Raw genomic sequence first — 22,035 nt, 5'->3', positions numbered from 1 at the left:
CCGCACCCGCCGGCGCGGCGGTACCGTCGGGTCATGGACCGCAGGAGCCCGTGATCGCATGGCGCTGAGCGTCTTCGACCTCTACTCGATCGGCATCGGGCCGTCGTCCTCCCACACCGTCGGGCCGATGCGGGCCGCCCGCATCTTCGCGGAGGGGCTCGCCGACGACGGCGAGCTCCCCCGCGTGGCGCGGGTCCGGGCCGAGCTGTTCGGCTCGTTGGGCGCGACCGGCCACGGGCACGGGTCCGTGAAGGCCGTCATCCTCGGTCTCGAGGGCGACGACCCGGCGACGACCGACACCTCGACGTACGACGACCGGGTGGCGGCGATCCTCGAGCGCCGGGAGCTGGTCCTGGCCGGTGCCCACCGGATCCGGTTCGAGGCCGACGACGTCGTCATGCACCGGCGCCGGTCCCTGCCCGCGCACCCCAACGGCATGGTCTTCACGGCGTACGACGCGGCGGGCACCGAGCTGCGTGCACGGACCTACTACTCCGTCGGGGGCGGCTTCGTGGTCGACGAGGACCAGGCCGGGGCGGACCGCGTGGTCGCCGACGAGACCGTGCTGCCCTACCCCTTCAGCACGGGCGGGGAGCTGCTCGCCCTCTGCGCGCGCGAGGGCATGTCCGTCTCCGACGTGATGCTCGCCAACGAGCTCACCTGGCGCGAGGAGAGCGAGATCCGGGCCGGGCTCCTGAAGATCTGGCGGGTGATGGCGGCCTGCGTCGAGGAGGGCTGTCACCACGAGGGCGTCCTGCCCGGCGGGCTGAAGGTGCCCCGCCGCGCGCCCGAGCTCTACGCGAAGCTCTGCCGGACCGGGAGCGACGACCCGCTCGACGTCATCGACTGGGTCAACCTGTTCGCGCTGGCCGTCAACGAGCAGAACGCCTCCGGTGGCCGGATCGTCACCGCCCCCACCAACGGGGCCGCCGGCATCGTGCCCGCCGTCCTGCACTACTGGGTGCGGTTCGCGGCGCGGGGCCGCACGCCCGAGCAGGTCGACGACGGCATCGTCCGCTTCCTGCTGACCGGCGCCGCCATCGGCATCCTGGCGAAGATGAACGCCTCCATCTCCGGTGCCGAGGTGGGCTGCCAGGGCGAGGTCGGCTCGGCCTGCGCCATGGCCGCCGGAGCGCTCGCCGAGGTGCTCGGCGGCACGCCCGCGCAGGTGGAGAACGCCGCCGAGGTCGGCATCGAGCACAACCTCGGACTCACCTGCGACCCGGTCGGCGGCCTGGTCCAGATCCCCTGCATCGAGCGCAATGCGATCGCGTCGGTCAAGGCGATCAACGCCGCGCGGCTGGCCATCCACGGCAACGGCTCGCACAAGGTCAGCCTCGACAAGGCGCTCAAGACCATGCGCGAGACCGGCCGCGACATGAAGACGAAGTACAAGGAGACCTCGCGCGGCGGCCTCGCCGTCAACGTGATCGAGTGCTGAGTCCCGACCCCTCCGGTCGGTGGTCCTCCTGCCGATGTGCCCTCTGCAGGCGCCGCTGAACGGCACCCGCAGAGGGGAGCACGAGCCGTGGCACGACACGCCTCTCGTGCGCTGCTGCCCGGGGCCGGGTTCGCCTTCGCCTACACGCTGGCCATCCTCGCCGGCCGGTCGACGCGGGTCGAGGGCAGCGAGGTCTCGCTCGCCTGGCCCGCGGCGGCGGTGGCTGTGCTCTGGTGCCTGCATGCCCGCGACCTGCCCCGCTCCCGGGCGGCGCTGCACGGGGGCGGGCTCGCGATCCTCACCTTCGGCGTCAACCTGGCCACAGGGGCCGGTGTCGGCCTGGCCGCCTGGTTCGTCCTGGTCAACGTCGCCCTCGGCGCCGTGACCGCCGCCGTCCTGCGGTACGGCGAGCGGCCGGCCGCGCTGCGCCAGCCCGCCGATCTGGGTCGGCTGGTCGCCGCGGTGGCTGCGGGGACACTGGTGTCGGCCGCGCTCGCTGTCGTGTGGTTCGCTCACGAGGGCCAGCCGGACCTGCCCCAGACCTTCGCCCTGTTCGCGGTCCGCAACGGTGTGACGGCGCTGGCCGGGGTGGCGGTCGTGCTCCGGCTGCGGGACGCGCAGTGGCGCCGCCCGTCGTTCGCGGTGCGCCGCGTGGCCGAGGCGATCACGTGCATGGGTCTGGTCGGCCTCGTCTTCGTCCGCGTCTTCTGGCTCAACCCCGGCCACCCGAACGCCTTCGGCGTGATGCTGCCCGCGATGTGGGTGTCGCTGCGGTTCTCCACCACGACGAGCACCGTGTTCCTGACCGGCTCGGGCGTCTCGATCATGGCCGCCACGCTGCTCGACCGCGGTGCCCTGCAGGGCGTCACCCCTCAGGAGCAGGCGCTCCTGGCCCAGGGGATGGTGGGCGCGCTGACGGTCGTCGTCTTGACCCTCGCCCTGTTCCGCGACTCCCGCAACGAGCTGATCGCCGAGCTGCGCGAGCTCGCCCAGCACGACCCGCTCACCGGCCTGGCCAACCGGGCGCTGCTCCACCAGCGCCTCGAGCACGCGCTCGCGCGGCATCCGGCGGGCACCGTCGGCGTGGTCCTGCTCGACCTCAACGGCTTCAAGCTGGTCAACGACGCCTGGGGGCACGAGGAGGGGGACCTGCTCCTCGTCGAGATCGCCCGCCGGCTCACCGATCTGGCCGGTCCCCGCGACACAGTCGCCCGGCTGGGCGGCGACGAGTTCGTGGTGCTGTGTCCCGGCATCGACGGCCCGGCCGACCTGGACCTGTCGGTCGAGCGGATCCGCCGCCGGGTCGCCCTGCCCTACGGCCAGTCGTCCGACGCGCCCTACGACCGGATCACGGCCAGCGCCGGTGCCGCCGTCTCGGACCGGTCGAGCACGCCGCGCTCGCTGCTCGCCGCCGCCGACCGGGCCATGTACGACGCGAAGCGGGCCGAGCGCGGCGCCGGGCTCACAGGCCGGGAAGCACCTCCCGCACGATCGCCAGCAGGGCCTCCCTCAGCAGCAGGTGCGCCTGCTCGCGGCTGAGCGTCCGCTCCCGCGACCACTCCCGGATCGCACCCCGGGCCAGCTCGCCGAACGAGCGCACGACGGCCCGTGCTGCGGGGTCCGCCGGGTCGCCGCCGACCATCTCCAGCACCCGACCCGCGGCCAGGTCGTGGGCACCGTCGAGGATCGCGCGCACCTCCGCGTCCTCGCCCACCCCCTCGGCGCCGCGGACGGTGAGATAGGTCGCCCGCTCGGGCGTGATCGAGCCGAGGAACCAGTGCACGGCGGCGTCGACCCGCTCGGTCAGCGAACCGGTCGGCAGCGGCACGTCCTCGAGCGTCGGCAGCAGTGACGCCCGCCGGACCACCTCCAGGTAGAGGGTGCGCTTGTCGCCGAAGTAGTGGTTGAGCAGACCGCGCGCGACCCCGGCCTCACGGGCGATCCCCGTCGTCGCCACGGCGGCGTAGGGCCGTTCGGCGAAGAGCCGCTCGGCGGCGACCAGGATCTGCTCCCGGCGCTGGTCCGGAGGCAGCCGCTGGCGGCGGACGGCGTCGGTCATGGGCCCAACCTACTATTGGCAGCGTGCCAACAAAAGGCTACGTTGACCCTATGGCGACCAACCTCCGGGTCCGCGATCTGCCCGTCCCCGCCGGCTTCGACATGCGCGACCACGTGTCCGGGATCGGCGCCCACCTGGCCGGGCCGGCCAACGTGGTCATGCAGCTGAGCTGGCCCGGTGTCGGGTACGGCGTGATGAACAGCCGGGTGCACGACGGCGCGGCGATGAAGCGTCCCTTCAAGCGCGGCCGGACGACCTTCACCTACCTCGCCGTCGCGCTGCTCGGCACCGACGAGGACCGGGCGGCGTTCCGCAGGGCGGTCAACCGGCAGCACGCCCAGGTCGTGTCCGGGCCCGGCGAGGCGGTCCGCTACCGCGCGATGGACCCGCGACTGCAGACCTGGGTCGCGGCCTGTCTCTACTACGGCACCGTCGACATGATCGAGCGGATGCACGGCCCGCTGCCCGAGGCCGAGGCCGACGCGCTCTACGCCCATTGCGCCCGGTTCGGCACCACGCTGCAGATGCCCGCCGACGCCTGGCCCGCGGACCGGGCGGCCTTCCGCCGCTACTGGGAGGACGCGGAGGCCGAGGTCGACATCGACCCCGCGGTCGCGGCATACCTCATGGACCTGACCCGGCTGCGCAACTTCCCGCGGCCCTTCCACCTGCTGGCCCCCTTCGTGGTCTTCGTGACGACCGGCTTCCTCCCGCCGCTGTTCCGCGACGCGATGGGCCTGTCCTGGACCGACCGTCAGCAGCGCCGCTTCGACCGGCTGCTGCGGACCGCCGGCGCGGTCGAGCGGCGGCTCCCCCGCGTCCTGCGGAACTTCCCGTTCAACCTGTGGCTCGCCGACATGCGACTGCGCCGCCGCCTGGGCCGCCGCCTCGTCTGACCCCCGACAGGAGCACGCGATGGACTTCGACCTGCCCGAGAGCGCCCTGGCCGTCCGCGAGGGCGTCGCCGCCGTCGCGGCGCGGTACGACCACGCCTACTGGTCCCGCTGCGAGGAGGAGCACCGCTTTCCCCGAGAGGTGTTCGACGACCTCGGCGCCGGCGGCTGGTTCGGTCTCTGCGTTCCCGAGGAGTACGGCGGCGGCGGGCAGGGCCTGCTCGAGCTGGCCGTCGCCAACATGACGCTGTGCGCCTCGGGGGGCGTGGCCGGCACCTTCTTCTACGTCACCACGCCGGGCTTCGGCGCGATGACGCTGACCCGGCACGGCACCGCGGAGCAGAAGCAGCAGATCCTGCCTGGACTGGCCACCGGCGACCTGCAGTTCTGCCTCGCGCTCACCGAGCCCGACGCCGGCTCCAACGCGATCGAGATCAAGACCCGGGCCCGACGGGACGGCGACGAGTTCGTCATCAAGGGCCAGAAGGTCTGGATCTCCAACGTCGAGAACGCCGACTGGATGGTCGCGGTCACCCGCACGATCCCCGCCACCGAGACCCGCGAGCGCGGGCTCCCCCGCACCGCGGGGTTCACTCTCTTCCTGGTCGACGTCAAGCAGGCGCTCGCCGACGGCACCCTGTCCTACACGCCGATCCCCAAGATGGGCAGCAACATCCTGCAGTCCAGCCAGGTCTTCCTCGACGACGTCCGGGTGCCCGCGAGCCACGTCGTCGGCGAGGTCGACGCCGGCTTCGCCGTCCTGTGGGACGTGCTCAACCCCGAGCGCATCCTCGCCGCCTCCGGCGGCATCGGCACAGCCGACGCCGCCCTCGCGATCGCCTGCGACTACGCCCGCACCCGGGAGGTCTTCGGTCGCCCGATCGGCGCCAACCAGGGCCTGCAGTTCCCCCTCGCCCAGCTCAAGGCCACGACCGAGCTCGGCCGGCTGATGACCTACCAGGCCGCGTGGCTCTTCGACCAGGGCCGCCCCTGCGGCAACGAGGCCAACGTCGCCAAGCTGACCGGCGCCCAGGTCGGCTGGGAGGCCGCCAACCAGGCCTTCCAGACCCTCGGCGGGATGGCGTACTCCAAGGAGTACCCGATCGAGCGGATCTTCCGCGACGCCCGGATCGCCAAGAACATCCCGGTCGCCGAGGAGCTCATCCTCGCCCACATCGGGACCCAGCTGCTGGGGCTGCCCCGGAGCTACTGAGGCGAGAGCGCCCGGGCCACCATGCCGAGCGACCCCGCGGGCACGCCCGGGCTGTAGCGATAGCCCTGCACCTCGTCGCACCCGCGCCGGCGCAGGTACTGCTCCTGTTCGGCGGTCTCGACGCCCTCCGCGACGACCGTCATGCCCAGAGCGTGCGCCATCACGATGATCGCGTCGACGATGGCGGCGTTCTCGGCCGTGTCGATCTCCCGCACGAAGGAGCGGTCGATCTTGATCCGATCGATGGGGAACCGGGTCAGGTAGGCGAGGCTGCTGTAGCCGCGGCCGAAGTCGTCGACGGCGATGGAGACACCGAGGGAGCGCAGGGACTGGAGCATCGCGACGACGTCGCCGTGGTCCTCGATGAGCAGGCCCTCGGTGATCTCCACCTCGAGCTGCGACGGCTCGATCCCCGCCGTCTCGATCGCGGCGGCGATCTCCTCCAGCCAGGCGCGGCCCCGCATCTGGCGCGGTGAGACGTTGACCGCCAATCGGAGCGGGCGCCCCAGCTGCTCCTGCACCTCCGCCAGCGCGGTGCAGGCCGTGGTCAGGACCCAGGCGCCCAGCTCGGCGATCATCCCGCCGTCCTCGGCGACCGGGATGAACCGGTCAGGCGGTACGGCGCCCAGGCTCGGGCTGGCCCACCGGGCCAGCGCCTCGACGCCGACCACCTCGCCGGTCCCGAGGTCGACCTGGGGCTGGTAGACCAGCGACAGCTCGTCCTGGTCCAGTGCCTGCCGCAGGGCGGCCGAGAGTGCCAGGCGGTCGTTGTTCTCCACCAGCATCGGCGGCTCGAACCAGCGGATCGCGTTCCGGCCGGCGGCCTTCGCCTGGTAGAGCGCGATGTCCACGTGCTTGAGCAGCGTGCCCGGATCGCGGCCGTCGGCGGGGAAGCGCGCCGCGCCGACGCTGCCGGTGACCGCGAGCTCGTAGCCGTGCACCACCACCGGCGCGAGCACGGCGGCCAGCAGCTCCTCCAGGCGCCGGTCCAGGTCGGCGCCGTTCCCCAGGTCCTCGAACACGATCACGAACTCGTCGCCCCCCAGTCGTGCGACGAGGTCGTCCGTGCGGGTCCAGGCCAGCAGCCGCTCCGCGACGACGATGAGCAGCTCGTCGCCGATGTGGTGCCCCAGCGAGTCGTTGACCCGCTTGAAGTGGTCGAGGTCGAGCAGCACCAGCACCAGCTCGAGCGAGCTGTGCTCGGCCCGCTCCACGGCCTGGTCGAGATGGCGCACCAGCAGCGACCGGTTCGGGAGGTTGGTGAGGCTGTCGTGGGTGGCGACGTGCTCGAAGCGCCGGCGGTCCTCGAGCCGGTGGGTGATGTCGAACGCGACGACGAGGAAGCCACCCGCCACCCCCGCCTCGGGCGCGAGCGGGACGATCGCCTCGTAGACCGGCACGGTGCTGCCGTCCGTGCGCCGGTAGGTCCACTCCGCCTCGTCGCCGCCGGCGTGGGCGAGGACCGGGGATCCGTCCGGGTAGCGCTGACGCTCGGCCGCGTCGATCTCGACGAGCGAGCGGCCGACCAGCTCGCACTGTTCGCGGCCGACCAGCGCCGCCGCAGCGGGGTTGGCGATCCGGATCCGCCCGGACGCGTCGGTCGCGAGGATGCTGAACGGGATCGAGTCGACGATCGCGCGCTCGAGCGCACTCCTCTCGCCCCCGGGATCCGTCACCTCTCCCCCATCGGCACGGGACCCGCTGATCGGAGCCGACCGGGACCTTGGTCCCCGGCCGCGTCGCCGAACGGTCGGCATCGCCCGGTTCCGCCACGTACGACGGACGCGCTGCCGGATGATCGACTCCGAAGGGAAGGGGATCTCGTGCGCTGGTTGCAGCGAGCAGTCGGACTGCTCATCCTCGGGACGGCGCTCGCGGGCGCCGGCCTGCTCTGGTGGTCGGTGTCGGACACGGCCCGGGGCCGGGCCGAGCCGTCGGACGGCCTCGTCCTCGGGGCCTGGCACGTCCTCTACGACACGGAGGCACCGACGGTGCCGACCCTCGCGGCCGCCGGGGGCCTGGCCCTGCTGTTCGCCGCGGGCGTCGCCTGGCTGGAGCGACGGATCGCGACCCGGGCCCGCCGTAGCGACGACGGCACCGGGCTCCCCCTGTCCCCCCGCCATGTGATGACCGAGACCCGCGGCGTCTTCCACGGCCCGGTCACCCTCACCGTGCTGGTGCCCGCGCACGACGAGGCGCAGGGCATCGCCGCCACGCTCGCCTCCCTCGCCGGCCAGTCCCGCCCACCCGAGCGGGTCGTCGTCGTGGCCGACAACTGCACCGACGACACCGCGGAGATCGCGCGCCGTTCGGGGGCCGAGGTGGTCGAGAGCGTCGGCAACCGCCACAAGAAGGCCGGCGCGCTCAACCAGGCGCTGGCCCGGATCCTGCCCGGGCAGGGCGAGAACGACCTGGTGATGGTGATGGACGCCGACACCGTGCTCGACGACGGCTTCCTGGACGCCGTGGTGCGCCGGATGACCGACGACCGCGCGCTGATGGCCGTCGGCGGGCTGTTCTACGGCGAGGACGGCAAAGGCCTGATCGGGCAGTTCCAGCGCAACGAGTACACCCGCTACGCCCGTGACCTGCGCCGCCGGCGGGGCCGGGTCTTCGTACTGACCGGCACCGCCACGGTGTTCCGGCCCCGCGCCCTGCGCACCGTCGCCGCGGAGCGGGGCCGGCTGCTGCCCGGCGTCCCCGGTGACGTCTACGACACCCTGGTCCTCACCGAGGACAACGAGATCACGCTCGCCCTCAAGTCGCTCGGCGGCCTGATCCTCTCGCCGGCCGAGTGCACGGTCGTCACCGAGGTGATGCCGACGTGGCGCGCACTGTGGGCCCAGCGGCTGCGCTGGCAGCGCGGCGCCCTGGAGAACCTCGGCGCCTACGGCCTGCGTCCCGCGACCTTCCGCTACTGGGCCCAGCAGCTGGGCATCGGGTACGGCGTCATCGCGCTCTTCTCCTACCTGCTGCTGATGCTCCTCATGGCACTGTCCTTCGACAGCTGGGTCTGGTTCCCGTTCTGGCTGGGCACCGGGCTGGTGTTCACCGTCGAGCGGGTCGTCACGGTCTGGCGCGGTGGCTGGCGGGCCCGGCTGCTCGCGGCGACCCTCTTCCCCGAGCTCGTCTACGCGCTCTTCCTCGACGTCGTCTACCTGAAGGGGATCATCGACATGTCGCTGGGCCGCAACGCCGACTGGAAGCACGTCGTGAGCACCCCGCGCGGCGTCCGGGCGGACGCATGAGCCGCCTGCTCGACAGCCCGCTGCTGGCGACGCTGGGCATCGTCTTCCCCGAGTCCCTGGTGCGCTCGCACGCGTTCGCGGTCCTGGCCGCGTTCGTCGCCATCAACACCATGGTCTACGTGACCCTGGCCGTGGCGAAGACGCTGCCGAAAGTCTACGCGGGCGACCATCTGCCACGGAGCTACGAGCGGTCGGAGACCCGGAGCATCCATCCCGACGGGCCCCGCTGACGGACTGGGCCACCCATGTCTGGGCGTCGGGCCGCGACCTCTGGGGGGGTCGGTCGCGGCCCGACATCGGACATCATGACATACCAACGGTTCATTTGGGCCGGTTGGGTGAGCATTACCTGACACGTGTCCACGTACGTGACCAGCGGCGCCCGGACTACTCCCAGAACACCCGATCGACGACCGCGTGGGCGTGCCGGGTGACCCGTAGATAGTCGTCGAGGAGGCGGTCCGTCTCGGTGAACTGGTAGCCGAGGATCCCCGCCACTGCGCGACGCTCGAGCAGTGCGCGGGGGAACTCGTCGCCCGCGCGCCCGCGCGCGAGGAGCACCGCGTTGCGGACCCGCGTGGCGAGCCGCCAGGAGGTGCCGAGCGTCTGCGCGTCGTCGTGGGTGATCAGGCCGGCCCCGGCCGCCGCCTCCAGCGCGGGGAGGGTCTGGGTCGTGCGCAGGCCGGGGATCTCGGCGCCGTGACGCAGCTGGAGCAGTTGGACCGTCCACTCGATGTCGGCCAGTCCACCGCGGCCCAGCTTGAGGTGCAGAGCCGGGTCGGCCCCCCGCGGGAGGCGCTCCTTGTCGACGCGGCCCTTGATCCGGCGCACCTCGACCACGTCGTCGTCGGTGAGCCCGCCGGCCGGGTAGCGCAGCGGGTCGATGAGGGTGGTGAACCGGTCGCGGAGGCCGGGATCGCCGACGACGGCATCGGCGCGCAGCAGCGCCTGCGCCTCCCACACGTGGGACCACTTGGCGTAGTAGGCGGCGTACGCGTCCAGCGTCCGCACCAGCGGGCCCTGGCGCCCCTCGGGACGCAGGTCGGCGTCGACGACGAGCGCCGGGTCGGGGCCGGGGACGGCGAGCACCCGGCGCACCTCCTCGGCGACGATGCGCGCGAAGGTCGCGGCCTCGTGGGCGTCGGCGCCCTCCTCGGGCTCGTGCACGAAGAGCACGTCGGCGTCGCTGCCGTAGGACAGCTCGAAGCCGCCGTAGCGGCCCATCGCGACGATGGCCATCCGGGTCGGCACGGCGTCGAGCCCGCGCGCCCGGAGCGTCGCCTCGACCGCGCCCTGCAGGGTCGCCTCGAGGGTGGCGTCGGTGAGCCGGGTCAGCGCGCTGCCGACCTCGGCGACGTCGACCAGGCCCAGGACGTCGCCCGCGGCGATGCGCAGCAGCTCGCGGCGGCGCACCGCGCGCAGTGCGCGCACACCCTTCTCGAAACCCTGCTGGCGACGGCCGGTGGCGAGCATCTCCTCGGTCATCGCGGCGGAGCCGAGGGGGCGCAGGTCGCCGCCGAGCAGCCGGACGCCCGCGGGCTCACGCTCCAGGAGGTCGGTGCAGTAGCGGGAGGTGGCGAGCAGGTGGGCGAGCCGCTCGGCGGCCTCGCCCTCGTCACGGAGCGTGGAGAGGTACCACGGCGTGCGGCCCAGGGCCTCGCTGATCCGGCGGAAGCCGAACAGCCCGCCGTCGGGGTCGGAGCACTCGGCGAACCACTGCAGCATCGCGGGCAGCAGGGTGCGCTGGATGGCCGCGGTGCGGCTGACACCGGCGGTCAGCGCCTCCAGGTTGCGCAGCGCGGCCTGCGGGTCGGCGTACCCGAGGGCGGCCAGGCGGGCGCCCGCGGCCTCGGAGGAGAGCCGCACCTCGTCGGAGCCGATCCGGGCCACCGCGGAGAGCAGCGGACGGTAGAAGATCTTCTGGTGCAGCCGGCTGACCTCGCGGCGGTGGTCCTGCCAGGTGTCCTCGAGCTGCTTCTGCGACTCCTTGAAGAAGCCGAGGCTGCGCCCGAGGCGCCGCAGTGACGCCTCGTCGTCCGGTACGACGTGGGTGCGCTGCAGCCGGTGGAGCTGGATCCGGTGCTCCAGCTGCCGCAGGAAGGCGTAGGCGCGGTGCAGCGCCTCGCCGTCCTCGCGGCCGACGTAGCCGCCCTCGGTCAGGCGGGCCAGCGCGCTCAGCGTCGTCGGCGGGCGGATCGACTCGTCGGCGCGGCCGTGGACCAGCTGGAGCAGCTGGACGGCGAACTCGACGTCGCGCAGCCCGCCGGCGCCGAGCTTGAGCTGACGCTCCGCCTCCCGGGCCGGGATGTGGTCGAGGACCCGGCGCCGCATCGCGCGGGCGGCGTCGACGAAGCCCTCGCGGTCCGCCGCCGACCAGACCATCGGCGCGGTCATCGCGACGAACCCGGCGCCGAGCGCCAGGTCGCCGGCGACCGGCCGCGCCTTGAGCAGCGCCTGGAACTCCCATGGCTCGGCCCAGCGCTCGTAGTAGCTCTGGTGGCTGGCGAGGGTCCGGCTCAGCGGGCCCGCCCTGCCCTCGGGACGCAGCGCCGCGTCGACCGGCCAGATGGTGCCCTCAGCGGTGTGGTCGGCGCAGACCTGCATCAGCTGGGCGGCCAGACGCGCGGCGACCCGCTCGTCGCCCTCGTGCACGAAGAGCACGTCGACGTCGGAGACGTAGTTCAGCTCGTGGCCGCCGCACTTGCCCATCGCGACCACCGCCAGCCGGACGTCGGCGGCGTCCGGGCCCAGTCGCGCCCGGGCGACCGCCAGCGCGGCGTCGAGCGTCCCGGCCGCGAGGTCGGACAGCTCCGCCGCCGCGTCGTCGACACCCAGGTGGTGGGTGAGGTCGCGCGCGGCGAGTCGCAGCAGATGACGGCGGTACTCCACGCGCAGCGCGTCGACCGCCTCCCGGTCCGGCTTCCCGGCGACGGCATCGAGGAGCGCCGCGCGCACCGCCCACGCGGCCGGGCGGGTCGACCCGAGCGCCGGATCGGCGAGCTCGCGCCAGTGCGCCGGGTGGGTGGCCAGGTGGTCGGCGAGCGCCACGCTCGCGCCGAGGACACCGAGCAGCCGCATCGCGGTCCCCTCGTCGTCGCGGACGGCGGCCAGCAGCGCGGCGCGCTCGCCGGCGGCATCGGCGGCATCGGCCAGACGGCACAGTCCCCGCAGCGCGGCGTCCGGGTCGGCGGTGCGCCCCAACAGGGCGAGCAGGTCACCGGAGCCCGGCCCCAGGTGGTCGAGATCGACCAGCGCGCGGTCCAGATCGACGAAGCCGAGCCGGAGCAGCTCGGTGCGCGGAGTCGCCCGGTTCACCAGAGCCCCTTCCCTGGTGTTGCCGCCAGGCGGTCGCAAGCATGGGCCCGAAGGGTCCGTGCGCAGCCTTCGATAGCCGACACGCTCGGCCCCAGCATCACAGGACCGGGAGCATGCGGTCCCGTTCGAAGGCCGAGACCTGGCCGCGGTACTCGTCCCACTCGGCGCGCTTGTTGCGCAGGAAGAAGTCGAAGACCTGCTCCCCCAGCGTCTCGGCGAGCAGCTCGGAGTGCTCCGCGATCGCGATCGCGTCGTGCAGGCTCTTCGGGAGGGGCTCGATGCCGAGGCTGCGACGCTCGCGCTCGGTCAGCGCCCAGACGTCGTCCTCGGCCTCGCGGGGCAGCTCGTAGTCGTTCTCGATGCCCTTCATGCCGGCGGCCAGCACGGCGGCGTAGGCGAGATAGGGGTTGCAGGCCGAGTCGATGGTGCGCAGCTCGACGCGGGTCGACTGGCCCTTCATCGGCTTGTACATCGGCACTCGCACCATCGCGGAGCGGTTGTTGTGGCCCCAGCAGATGTAGGACGGCGCCTCGCCGCCGAACATCATCCGCTTGTAGGAGTTGACCCACTGGTTGGTCACGACGCTGATCTCACTGGCGTGGCGCAGGATGCCCGCGATGAACTGGCGACCGGTGCGCGAGAGCTGGTACTCGGCGCCGGCCTCGTAGAAGGCGTTCTGGTCGCCCTCGAACAGGGACAGGTGCGTGTGCATGCCCGAGCCGGGGTGGGTCGTGAACGGCTTGGGCATGAAGGTCGCCCAGATGCCCTGGTTGAGCGCGACCTCCCGGATCACCGTGCGGAAGGTCATGATGTTGTCGGCGGTGGTCAGCGCGTCGGCGTAGCGCAGGTCGATCTCCTGCTGCCCCGGACCACCCTCGTGGTGGCTGAACTCGACCGAGATGCCCATCGCCTCGAGCATCGTGATCGCCTCACGGCGGAAGTCCGAGCCGTGCGAGTGGGCGGCGTGGTCGAAGTAGCCGCTGCGGTCGATCGGCACCGGCTCGTCACCGGCCCGCGGCTCGTCCTTGAACAGGTAGAACTCGATCTCGGGGTGGGTGTAGAACGTGAAGCCCTGCTCGGCCGCCTTGCCCAGGGTGCGCTTGAGCGCGTTGCGCGGGTCGGCGTACGACGGGGACCCGTCGGGCATCACGATGTCGCAGAACATCCGCGCCGTGGCCGGCCCCTCGCTGCTGCGCCAGGGCAGGATCTGGAAGGTCGTGGGGTCGGGCAGCGCGAGCATGTCGGCCTCGTAGACCCGCGCGAAGCCCTCGATCGCGGACCCGTCGAACCCGATGCCCTCGGAGAAGGCGCCCTCGAGCTCCGCCGGGGCGACCGCGACCGACTTGAGGAACCCCAGGACGTCGGTGAACCACAGGCGCACGAACCGGACGTCACGCTCCTCGAGAGCGCGCAGGACGAAGTCCTCTTGCTTACCCATGGCCGCAGCCTAGTGTCGGTCCGTGACCGCCGTGTTGCAGCACGGTGGTTTCTTGAAACATTCCAGTGACGACCCCCGCCCACCCAGGACCATGGTCCCGGCCGGGCACTCCCGGCCCTCGAAGAACCATCAGTGGGGAGAACGCATGTCTGTCTGGAAGAGCCGCACCATCGCTGTCGCCGTCGGAGCCACCCTGGTCGTCGGGCTCGGCGCGAGCGGCTCCGTCGCCGCCGGGCTGATCACGTCCAAGGACATCAAGAACAACACGATCACCTCGAAGGACATCAAGAACGGCGCGATCAAGGCGAAGGACGTCAAGGACGGCTCGCTCGAGGTCGCGGACCTCGCCCCCACGGCCAAGGCCGCGCTGACCACCGGCGTCGGCGGCGTCCAGGTCGCGACGCTGGCCGCGGACACGACGATCGCGAAGATCGGTGGACCGATCAACGACAACAACACCAACCTCAACACCGGCCTGACCCTGCCCGCCGGGAAGTACGTCGTCACGGTCGACGGAGCCTTCGAGAGCGCCGTCGCCTCGTCCTCGGCCGCCGACGTCTTCCCGCAGCTCTCCCTGTGGCTCGACAAGAACGGCGACAACAAGTTCCGCTGGCAGGACGGCGAGGGCGACATCAGCCCCAACGCGCTGATGCCGACCGCCAAGAACCTGCACATCTCGGTCAGCGGCACGACCGTGCTGACGCTGACCCAGCCGACCAGGGTCGGCCTGCTCGCGTTCGGCTACGCCAGCGACCAGAGCGAGGCCCGCAGCGGCGAGATCAAGGTCATCGACGCGACGCTGACCGCGACTCCGCTGTCCTGACACAGCATCCCGGACCGGGGGCGACGGTCTCGACCGCCGCCCCCGGATCCAGCCGGCGGGCCAGCGCGGCGACGAAGCCGTGGTTGACACCGCAGACCAGGCCGCGGTGGTCGGCCGCGAGCCGGTCGAAGGGGCAGTTCGCCAACGCCAGACCGTCCGTGTCGGCGCGGGGCTCGTACCCCAGCACGCTCAGCGCGTCGCCCAGGGAGCACCCGGGCTGCTGCCGCAGTGCCACCTGCTCGGCCGCGTCCTCGGCGGCGGCCGCCAGCGCTTCGGCCATCGGCGCCCCGGACAGGGTGCGCTCCACCGCGTCGGCCAGCACCTGTCCGGCCAGGTCGTAGCGCCGGCTCGGCACACTGACGCTCAGCTCGCGACGCGAGCGGCGGTAGAGCTTCGCCGGACGTCCCGCGCCCGGGCCGGTCCGGCCGGTCAGCCGGCGGAACTCGGCGACCAGCAGCCCCTCCGCGACGAGTCGCTCGAGGTGGAACTTCGCGGTGTGCCGGGGTACGTCGACGCCACTGGCCGCCTGGTCGCGGCTCACCGCGCCGGGCTGCTCGGCGACGAAGCGGTACAGCGCGCGTCGTACCGGATCGGCGAGTGAGCCGACCCGCGCGACCCGCTGCCCGAACGCCTCGTCCATGGCCTGCTCCCTCCCTCGTCTTCTAGCGGACAAGAGTCTTGTCGAAAGATCGCCACGGGTCTACCGTCGATCGTGATGTCCCCCACCACGGGACCGCTCGAGAAAGGGGCCGATCATGGCCAGCACCCACGCGTGGGACCACCTCACCCACGACATGCGCGAGGAGATGCACGACCTCACGCACTTCGCCACCGTCGACGCCGCCCACCAGAGCCGCGTGGCTCTCTGGGCGACCTTCGTCGCGCTCCCCGTCCTGTGGGGACTCGACATGATGACCAACGCCGTCACCGAGAGCACCACGTGGGAGAGCACGATCTCGACGTGGGCCGACAACCTGCTGCCCGGCAGCGCCGCCGACGCGGTGATGTGGGTCGGCGCGATCACCCTGCTGCTCGGACTGCTCGTCGCCGCCGTGCCGCAGTTCGGCGGGGACGTGCTCGGCATCTGGCTCGTCCTGCTCACCGCCAACCTGTTCAGCGTCGACCAGATGGCCCACCTCGGGCTGGGCATGCTCGCGCTGGCCGTGTGCTGCTTCGCGATGGCCCGAATGATGCGCGGCGACCACCGCAGGGAGGCATAGCTCCCGTCACTCCACAGGGACGTCGGCCGCCAGCTCGGCCAGCCAGGCGGCCGGGCTGGCGTCCGACGGCATCCGCCAGTCGCCCCGCGGCGACATGGTGCCGCCGGGGCTGACCTTCGGGCCGTTCGGCAGCGCCGAGCGCTTGAACTGGCTGCTGAAGAAGCGCCGGACGAACACCTCGAGCCACCGGCGGATCGTCGCGAGGTCGTACGACGCCTCGCCGCTCCCCCACGCGTGCTGGGCCAGGAAGGCGATCTTGCCGGGTCGGTAGCCGCGCCGCAGCACGTGGTAGAGCGTGAAGTCCTGCAGGGCGTACGGGCCGACCGAGTCCTCGGTGCGCTGCTCGCCGCCGGGGATCAGCTCGGGGGTGATCTCCTGCTCGAGGATCGCCTGGAGGACCTGATCGGCCTCGTCGTCGTAGTGCCCGTCGTGGAGCTGGTCGGTGTCGATCACCCAACGGATCAGGTGCTGGATCAGGGTCTTCGGCACACCGGCGTTGACGTTGTAGTGCGACATCTGGTCGCCGACACCGTAGGTGCACCAGCCGAGCGCGAGCTCGGACAGGTCGCCGGTGCCGAGCACGATCCCGCCGCGGTGGTTGGCGAGCCGGAAGAGGTAGTCGGTGCGCAGGCCGGCCTGGACGTTCTCGAAGGTGATGTCGTAGACCGGCTCGCCGTCCGCGAACGGATGGCCGAGACCTTCCAGCATGGTCCGCGCGGCCGGCTTGATGTCGAGCTCCTCGAAGGTGCAGCCGAGCGCCTGGGAGAGCCGGGTGGCGTAGGACCTCGTGGTGTCGCCGGTCGCGAAGCCCGGCATGGTGAAGGCGTGGATGTCGCTGCGCGGGCGGCCGAGCCGGTCCATCGCCTTGGCCGCGACGATCAGCGCGTGGGTCGAGTCGAGGCCACCGCTGACGCCGATCACGATCTTCGGCTGACCGATGGCGCGCAGTCGCTGCTCCAGGCCGGAGACCTGGATGTTGTAGGCCTCGTAGCAGTCCTGGTAGAGGCGCACCGGGTCGTCGGGCACGAACGGGAACCGGGCGACCTCGCGCCGCAGCCCGATGTCGCCGACGGGCGGCTCGAGCTCGAACTCCACCCAGGTGAAGTGCGCCGGCTCGACGCCCTCGGCCACCCGGTTGTCGTCGAAGGTGCCCTGGCGCATCCGCTCCTGGCGCAGCCGGTCGAGGTCGACGTCGACCACGGTGGCCCGCGGCCCGTCGGGGAATCGCTCGCTCTGCCCCAGCAGCTCGCCCAGCTCGTAGACCATGGTCTGGCCGTCCCAGGACAGATCGGTCGTCGACTCGCCCTGACCCGCGGCGGCATAGACGTACGCCGCATTGCACCGGGCACTGGCGCTGCGCGCGAGCAGGTGCCGGTCCTCCGCGCGAGCGATCGTGATCGGGCTGCCGGACAGGTTGGCGAGCACGGTGGCGCCGGCGAGCGCGGCGGTCGCACTCGGCGGTACCGGCACCCACATGTCCTCGCAGACCTCGACATGGAGATGGAGACCGCGCACGTCGCTGGCCGAGAAGATGATGTCGTTGCCGAACGGGACGTTCTCGCCGTTGAGCTCGATGACATCCTCGGCGGCGCTTCGCGTCGCCCCGGCCGCGAACCAGCGCGCCTCGTAGAACTCGCGGTAGGTCGGGAGGAACGACTTCGGCGCGACGCCCAGCACCCGCCCCCCGTGGATCACGACCGCGCAGTTGTAGACCCGGTTGCCGTTCGCCAGCGGCGCCCCGACCACCAGCACCGGGCGCAGGTCCGCCGAGGCCACGGTCAGATCGAGGATCGCCTCCCGCACCGCGTCGAGGAGGGTGTCCTGCAGGAACAGGTCGTCCACGGCGTACCCGGTCAGGCCCAGCTCCGGGAACACCGCCACCGCGACCCCGTCGTCGTGGAGGGCGCGCGCCTGCTCGAGGGTGCGGGCGGCATTGGTCGCCGGGTCCGCGATGGCGACGGGCAGCGTCACCGCCGCGACCCTGGCGAACCCGTGGGCGTAGGCCGAGTAGAAGTCCACGGGGCGAGTCTAGGGATCGGCCAGCGCGCCGACCGCGATGCTGGCCACCCGCAGCGCCTCGGAGCCGCTGGTGACCCGCTCGAAGGCGCCGGTGTCCGCATGCCAGACCGCGAGGTACCAGGTCTCGGGTCCGGGCTCCGTGGTCCGATTCGCGATGGGCGAGGCGCGCAGCAGGACGGTGTCGGCATCGAGCAGGTCGACCACAAAGAGGTAGTGCCCGTTGCCGTAGGCGCCGTTCGGGTCAGGGGCGGTCGCGGCGGCGACGAGCTCCCCGCTCGTGGCGTCGAGCAGCAGCGGTCCGGTCGTCTCCAGCGGCAGCCGGGTGCCGGCACCGACGACAGCGACCCGGCCGTACCCGGTCGCGACGCTGTTGGTCCACAGGTTCGACGGCAGGCTGCGCACCTCGCTGCTCCCCTGCCACACGTCGAAGCCGGTGTAGGCCTCGGCCTGCTCGACGATCTCGCCACCGGGCCGCGGGTCGATCCCGAGGCCGAGGCCGTAGCCCGCGCCCCACGGCGGCTTGCGCGAGGAGCCATCGAGCCCCATCACCCAGGTGTCCCGCCAGTGCAGCACGGCCAACTCCTCGCCGCCGGGGAGCCAGCGCAGCTCGGGCGGGCCGTCCGAGGGCGGTGCGATCGGGTCGGGCCAGGGCAGCAGGGTGTCCTCGCCCGTGGTCACGTCCAGCACCCGGAGTCCGTCGTCGCTCGAGAGCGCCAGCCGCCGGCCGTCGTACGCGAGGGCGGTGGTGAGCTTCCGGTCGTCGGTCCCGGGGACGCTGCGCCACTGCCCGCCGGCGCCGAGCAGCAGCACCTCCCGGTTGGGCTCCGCCCAGGCCAGCAGGGCCCGGTCGAGCGGCTGCCGGGCGATGCTCGGAGCGCTCGCCGGCGGCTCGATGCGCTCCGGCAGCAGCGACGTCCGCAGCGGGGCGTCGGGCAGCGTGTGCGGATCCCAGGCGTCGACCCGCACCTCGCTGCCGGTTTCGGTGGTCGCACCGCTCGTGGGCGCGACCGGCGGCGGCTCGGCGTCGCCGCCGCCCCGGGTGACCACCAGGGCGAGCAGCGCGACGAGCACCACGGCGAGCGCCGTACCGCCGACGACCCGCTGCTGGGTACGGCGCTGCCGGGCCTCCCGCGCGGCCACCTCGCCCCGGCCGGTCGGCCGGATCAGGTCGAGGAGCTCCGGCGCCCCGGTGCGCAGCCGGGTCAGCGCGGCGGCGTTCTGGCTCTTCACGGTGCCGACAGCGACGCCGAGGACCTCGGCGGTCTCCCGCTCGGTCAGGTCGTCGAAGTGCCGCAGCACCACGACCGCCCGCTGAGCCGGCGTCAGCCGGGCCAGCGCCTTCTGGACGACGAGCACGGCGTCGGGGTCCGAGGACACCGTGGCCGGCGGGGCGAGCGGATCCGACGCCGGGACCTCACGCCCGGTCCGGCGCCACAGGGACACGTGGTCGCGGGCGATCACCCGCCGCGCGTACGCCGTGGGGTGCCCGCTCCGCAGCCGGCGCCAGCGCAGGGCGACCTTGACCAGGGCCTCCTGGACCAGGTCCTCGGAGCGGTGCAGATCGCCGGTGAGCAGGTACGCCGAGCGCAGCAGCGGCGCCTCGGCGCCTGCGGCCCATGCGTTGAACTCGTCGTCCATCGTGCTCCCGGTGCTCCCCTGCGTCTGCGGTGCTCTGTCCATCCAACGCCACGGGCGGGTCCGATGGTTGGCACGACTTCGCGATGAGTCGGCGGCGCGGCACCGGTCTGCACCGCCATGAGCATCGCGAGCAGCCACATCCAGCCCTGCCTGTGGTTCGACGACGACCTGGAGGAGGCCGTCCGCTTCTACACCGCGATCTTCCCCAACTCCTCGATCGACCACCTCGGGGCGGGCGCCGGCGAGTTCACCCTCGACGGGCTGACCTTCCGGGCGATCAACGGCGGGCCGGCCTTCCCGTTCAGTCAGGCGGTGTCCTTCGCGATCTCCTGCGCCGACCAGTGCGAGGTCGACTACTACTGGGACTCCCTCGCCGACGGCGGCGAGGAGTCGGTGTGCGGGTGGCTCCGGGACCGGTTCGGGTTGTCCTGGCAGGTCGTGCCGGAGCGCCTCTACGAGCTGGTCGCGGACCCGGATCCCGAGCGGGCGCTCGCGGTCGGCCGGGCGATGCTGGGGATGCGCCGGCTCGTCGTCGCGGAACTGGAGGCGGCCGCCGACGCGGCGGGCCCGGGGTGACCGAGCACACAGCGCGCCCGGCCCCTCCGCGCGACTAGCCTCGTCAGTGCCCGTCACACGAACGTGGACCCGCACCAGCGGGCCGCGAGTCACCAGGAACGGAGCTCGACGATGAGCAGCAGTACCCCCGAAGAGACCGCGCCGTACGGCGGCGCCCCCACCCCGGCACCGATCCGGCGGATCCGCACCCACCACCTGCGCGACATGAAGCAGCGCGGCGAGCGCTTCTCCATGCTCACCAGCTACGACCAGCTGACCGCGCAGATCTTCGACGAGGCGGGCATCGAAGTCCTCCTCGTCGGCGACAGCGCGTCCAACAACGTGCTCGGCAACACCACCTCCCTGCCGGTCACGGTCGACGAGCTGATCCCGCTCACGCGGGCGGTCAGTCGCTCGGTCACCCGGGCCCTCGTGGTCGGCGACCTGCCGTTCGGCAGCTACCAGGCCTCGCCCGAGCAGGGCTACCTGACGGCCGCCCGGTTCATGAAGGAGGGCGGAGCCCACTGCGTCAAGCTCGAAGGCGGCGTCGAGATGGCCCCGCAGATCGAGCGGATGACCCGCGGCGGCATCCCGGTGATGGCCCACATCGGCTTCACGCCTCAGTCCGAGCACACCCTCGGCGGCTACCGGGTCCAGGGCCGCGGCGAGGCCGCCGACCGGGTGCTGCGCGACGCCCTCGCGGTGCAGGACGCCGGGGCGTTCTCGGTCGTCATGGAGATGGTGCCCGGCGACGTGGCCGCCGAGGTCACCGCCAAGCTCGAGATCCCGACGATCGGCATCGGCGCCGGCAACCGCTGCGACGGTCAGGTCCTCGTCTGGCAGGACGCCTTCGGGCTGCGCACCGGCAAGATGCCACGCTTCGTCAAGCAGTACGCCGACCTGCGCTCGGTCCTGCTCGACGCCGCGCGGTCCTATGACGCCGAGGTCAAGGACGGCAGCTTCCCCGGCCCGGAGCACACCTTCTGAAGGATCAGGCCCGGTTGAGACCGGCAGGGCGGCGTACCGTCGCTGCATGCGTGCGCGTCCCGCCGTCCTGTCGGTCCTCACCCTGGTCGCGACGCTGGTCGCCGGTACCCTCGTCGCACCACCGGCCGGCGCGACGTCGTTCCGCGTCGAGGTCGTCGCCGGGGGCCTTGACCACCCGTGGGAGGTGGCCGAGCTGCCGACGGGCGACCTGCTCGTCACCCAGCGCGACCGGAGCACCCTGACCTTCGTGCCCTCCGGCGGGGGCGCCCCGCGCGACCTCGACTTCCCGAGCTCCCGGGTCTGGAACCTCGGCGAGACCGGCCTGCTCGGCCTCGCCGTCGACCCCGGCTTCGCGACCAACCGGCGCATCTATACCTGCTCGGGCTGGCTCGCCGACGACGGCGGTCACGACATCAGGGTCAACGCCTGGACCCTCGACGCCGACCTGCGCACCGCGACCCTCGTCGGCCCCCTGATGTCCGGTCTGCCGACGAGTCGGAGCGGACGCCACGGCGGCTGCCGGCTCCTCGTCGCGCGCGATGGCTCGCTGCTCGTCGGCACCGGCGACGCCACGCGGTCCCGCGCCCCGCAGAGCCGGCGCTCGCTCGGCGGCAAGGTGCTGCGCCTCGACCGGTTCACCGGCCGTCCCGATCCGCGCAACCCGTGGGCCGACCGGTCGGGCAAGCGCCGCTACCTGCTCACCTACGGACATCGCAACGTGCAGGGCCTCGCCCAGCGGGCCGACGGCTCCCTGTGGTCGGTCGAGCACGGCACCGACCGCGACGACGAGGTCAACCTGCTGGGTCCCGGCCGCAACTATGGCTGGAACCCCGGCCCGGGCTATGACGAGACCCGCCCGATGACCGACCGCCGCCTGCCCGGGCGCCAGTACGCCGCACGGTGGCGCTCCGGACGCCCCACCATCGCCCCCTCCGGCGCCGCCTTCGTGGCCGGCCCCGGCTGGGGCCGCTTCGCGGGCTGCCTCGCCGTCGCCGTCCTCAAGCGCCAGCGGCTGCTGTTCATCAAGCTCGACGACCGCGGACGGGTGCGGTGGACCCGCGCCCCGCGGGAGCTGCGCCACTTCGGCCGGCTGCGCGACGTCACCGCCGGCTCCGACGGAGCCCTGCTCGTCACCACCGACAACGGTGACGGGCGGGACCTGGTGCTGCGGATCCGGCCGGCCTGA

General features: G+C 72.6%; 18 protein-coding genes. 11 read left to right on the top strand and 7 right to left on the bottom strand.

Features of this window, described 5'->3' with window-relative positions:
• The first annotated feature begins 58 nt into the window (after positions 1 to 58).
• Together QJ852_11965 and QJ852_11960 are read left to right on the top strand one after the other, a co-directional pair.
• Positions 59 to 1,441, top strand: a complete 1,383-nt coding sequence (locus QJ852_11965) for an L-serine ammonia-lyase (GenBank protein WGX99134.1) — start codon at positions 59 to 61, stop codon at positions 1,439 to 1,441.
• 87 nt (positions 1,442 to 1,528) lie between these two features.
• On the top strand, positions 1,529 to 2,980 hold the full coding sequence (locus QJ852_11960; protein WGX99133.1) for a diguanylate cyclase: 1,452 nt from the start codon (positions 1,529 to 1,531) through the stop codon (positions 2,978 to 2,980).
• Here QJ852_11960 and QJ852_11955 read toward each other — a convergent pair.
• Positions 2,904 to 3,500: a helix-turn-helix domain-containing protein gene (locus QJ852_11955; GenBank protein WGX99132.1), complete on the bottom strand. Its 597-nt coding sequence runs from the start codon at positions 3,498 to 3,500 to the stop codon at positions 2,904 to 2,906. The genes QJ852_11960 and QJ852_11955 overlap by 77 nt on opposite strands.
• A 50-nt stretch (positions 3,501 to 3,550) precedes the next feature.
• Here QJ852_11955 and QJ852_11950 point away from each other — a divergent pair, with 50 nt between their 5' ends.
• Both QJ852_11950 and QJ852_11945 read left to right on the top strand, forming a co-directional pair.
• The gene (locus QJ852_11950) at positions 3,551 to 4,396 is read left to right on the top strand and encodes an oxygenase MpaB family protein (protein WGX99131.1); all 846 of its coding nucleotides are present in this window, start codon (positions 3,551 to 3,553) and stop codon (positions 4,394 to 4,396) included.
• Between the two features lie 19 nt (positions 4,397 to 4,415).
• Positions 4,416 to 5,606 carry an acyl-CoA dehydrogenase family protein gene (locus QJ852_11945; GenBank protein WGX99130.1) on the top strand — a complete coding sequence of 397 codons (1,191 nt, stop codon included), beginning with the start codon at positions 4,416 to 4,418 and terminating at the stop codon, positions 5,604 to 5,606.
• Here QJ852_11945 and QJ852_11940 read toward each other — a convergent pair.
• Positions 5,600 to 7,282, bottom strand: coding sequence for an EAL domain-containing protein (locus tag QJ852_11940; GenBank protein ID WGX99129.1), 1,683 nt, complete (start codon positions 7,280 to 7,282; stop codon positions 5,600 to 5,602). The two genes, QJ852_11945 and QJ852_11940, sit on opposite strands and share 7 nt — an antisense overlap.
• Before the next feature lie 147 nt (positions 7,283 to 7,429).
• On the opposite strand from QJ852_11940, the gene QJ852_11935 reads away from it, so the two are divergent.
• Positions 7,430 to 8,854: a glycosyltransferase family 2 protein gene (locus QJ852_11935; protein WGX99128.1), complete on the top strand. Its 1,425-nt coding sequence runs from the start codon at positions 7,430 to 7,432 to the stop codon at positions 8,852 to 8,854.
• The gene (locus QJ852_11930; protein WGX99127.1) at positions 8,851 to 9,084 is read left to right on the top strand and encodes a hypothetical protein; all 234 of its coding nucleotides are present in this window, start codon (positions 8,851 to 8,853) and stop codon (positions 9,082 to 9,084) included. The genes QJ852_11935 and QJ852_11930 overlap by 4 nt, the downstream gene beginning before the upstream one ends.
• 157 nt (positions 9,085 to 9,241) lie before the next feature.
• Here QJ852_11930 and QJ852_11925 read toward each other — a convergent pair whose 3' ends face one another.
• Complete coding sequence (locus QJ852_11925) at positions 9,242 to 12,172, bottom strand: bifunctional [glutamine synthetase] adenylyltransferase/[glutamine synthetase]-adenylyl-L-tyrosine phosphorylase (protein ID WGX99453.1); 2,931 nt, start codon at positions 12,170 to 12,172, stop codon at positions 9,242 to 9,244.
• Between the two features lie 94 nt (positions 12,173 to 12,266).
• Positions 12,267 to 13,607, bottom strand: coding sequence for a glutamine synthetase family protein (locus tag QJ852_11920; protein ID WGX99126.1), 1,341 nt, complete (start codon positions 13,605 to 13,607; stop codon positions 12,267 to 12,269).
• A 145-nt stretch (positions 13,608 to 13,752) separates the two neighbouring features.
• Between QJ852_11920 and QJ852_11915 the strand changes: the two genes are divergently transcribed.
• A complete protein-coding gene (locus QJ852_11915) occupies positions 13,753 to 14,430 on the top strand; it encodes a hypothetical protein (protein WGX99125.1) in 678 nt (225 codons plus the stop codon).
• Here the strand turns inward: QJ852_11915 and QJ852_11910 are convergent.
• The gene (locus QJ852_11910) at positions 14,393 to 15,070 is read right to left on the bottom strand and encodes a transcriptional regulator (GenBank protein ID WGX99124.1); all 678 of its coding nucleotides are present in this window, start codon (positions 15,068 to 15,070) and stop codon (positions 14,393 to 14,395) included. The two genes, QJ852_11915 and QJ852_11910, sit on opposite strands and share 38 nt — an antisense overlap.
• 115 nt (positions 15,071 to 15,185) lie before the next feature.
• Between QJ852_11910 and QJ852_11905 the strand changes: the two genes are divergently transcribed.
• Positions 15,186 to 15,650 carry a hypothetical protein gene (locus QJ852_11905; GenBank protein WGX99123.1) on the top strand — a complete coding sequence of 155 codons (465 nt, stop codon included), beginning with the start codon at positions 15,186 to 15,188 and terminating at the stop codon, positions 15,648 to 15,650.
• Positions 15,651 to 15,656: 6 nt separating this feature from the next.
• Here the strand turns inward: QJ852_11905 and QJ852_11900 are convergent, their stop codons facing one another.
• Together QJ852_11900 and QJ852_11895 are read right to left on the bottom strand one after the other, a co-directional pair.
• Positions 15,657 to 17,669, bottom strand: coding sequence for an NAD(+) synthase (locus QJ852_11900; GenBank protein ID WGX99122.1), 2,013 nt, complete (start codon positions 17,667 to 17,669; stop codon positions 15,657 to 15,659).
• Positions 17,670 to 17,678: 9 nt separating this feature from the next.
• The gene (locus tag QJ852_11895) at positions 17,679 to 19,307 is read right to left on the bottom strand and encodes a SigE family RNA polymerase sigma factor (GenBank protein WGX99121.1); all 1,629 of its coding nucleotides are present in this window, start codon (positions 19,305 to 19,307) and stop codon (positions 17,679 to 17,681) included.
• Between the two features lie 117 nt (positions 19,308 to 19,424).
• Here QJ852_11895 and QJ852_11890 point away from each other — a divergent pair, with 117 nt between their 5' ends.
• From QJ852_11890 to QJ852_11880, 3 genes are all read left to right on the top strand, one after another.
• Positions 19,425 to 19,883 carry a VOC family protein gene (locus tag QJ852_11890; protein ID WGX99120.1) on the top strand — a complete coding sequence of 153 codons (459 nt, stop codon included), beginning with the start codon at positions 19,425 to 19,427 and terminating at the stop codon, positions 19,881 to 19,883.
• A 111-nt stretch (positions 19,884 to 19,994) separates the two neighbouring features.
• Positions 19,995 to 20,849 (top strand): 3-methyl-2-oxobutanoate hydroxymethyltransferase, encoded by an 855-nt coding sequence (gene panB, locus QJ852_11885; protein WGX99119.1) that lies wholly within the window; start codon positions 19,995 to 19,997, stop codon positions 20,847 to 20,849.
• 46 nt (positions 20,850 to 20,895) lie between these two features.
• Positions 20,896 to 22,035 (top strand): PQQ-dependent sugar dehydrogenase, encoded by a 1,140-nt coding sequence (locus QJ852_11880; GenBank protein ID WGX99118.1) that lies wholly within the window; start codon positions 20,896 to 20,898, stop codon positions 22,033 to 22,035.

Origin of the sequence: Nocardioides sp. L-11A (genome assembly GCA_029961745.1) — a bacterium.
GTDB lineage: Bacteria > Actinomycetota > Actinomycetes > Propionibacteriales > Nocardioidaceae > Nocardioides.
This window is presented reverse-complemented; position numbering and strand designations above follow the sequence as displayed.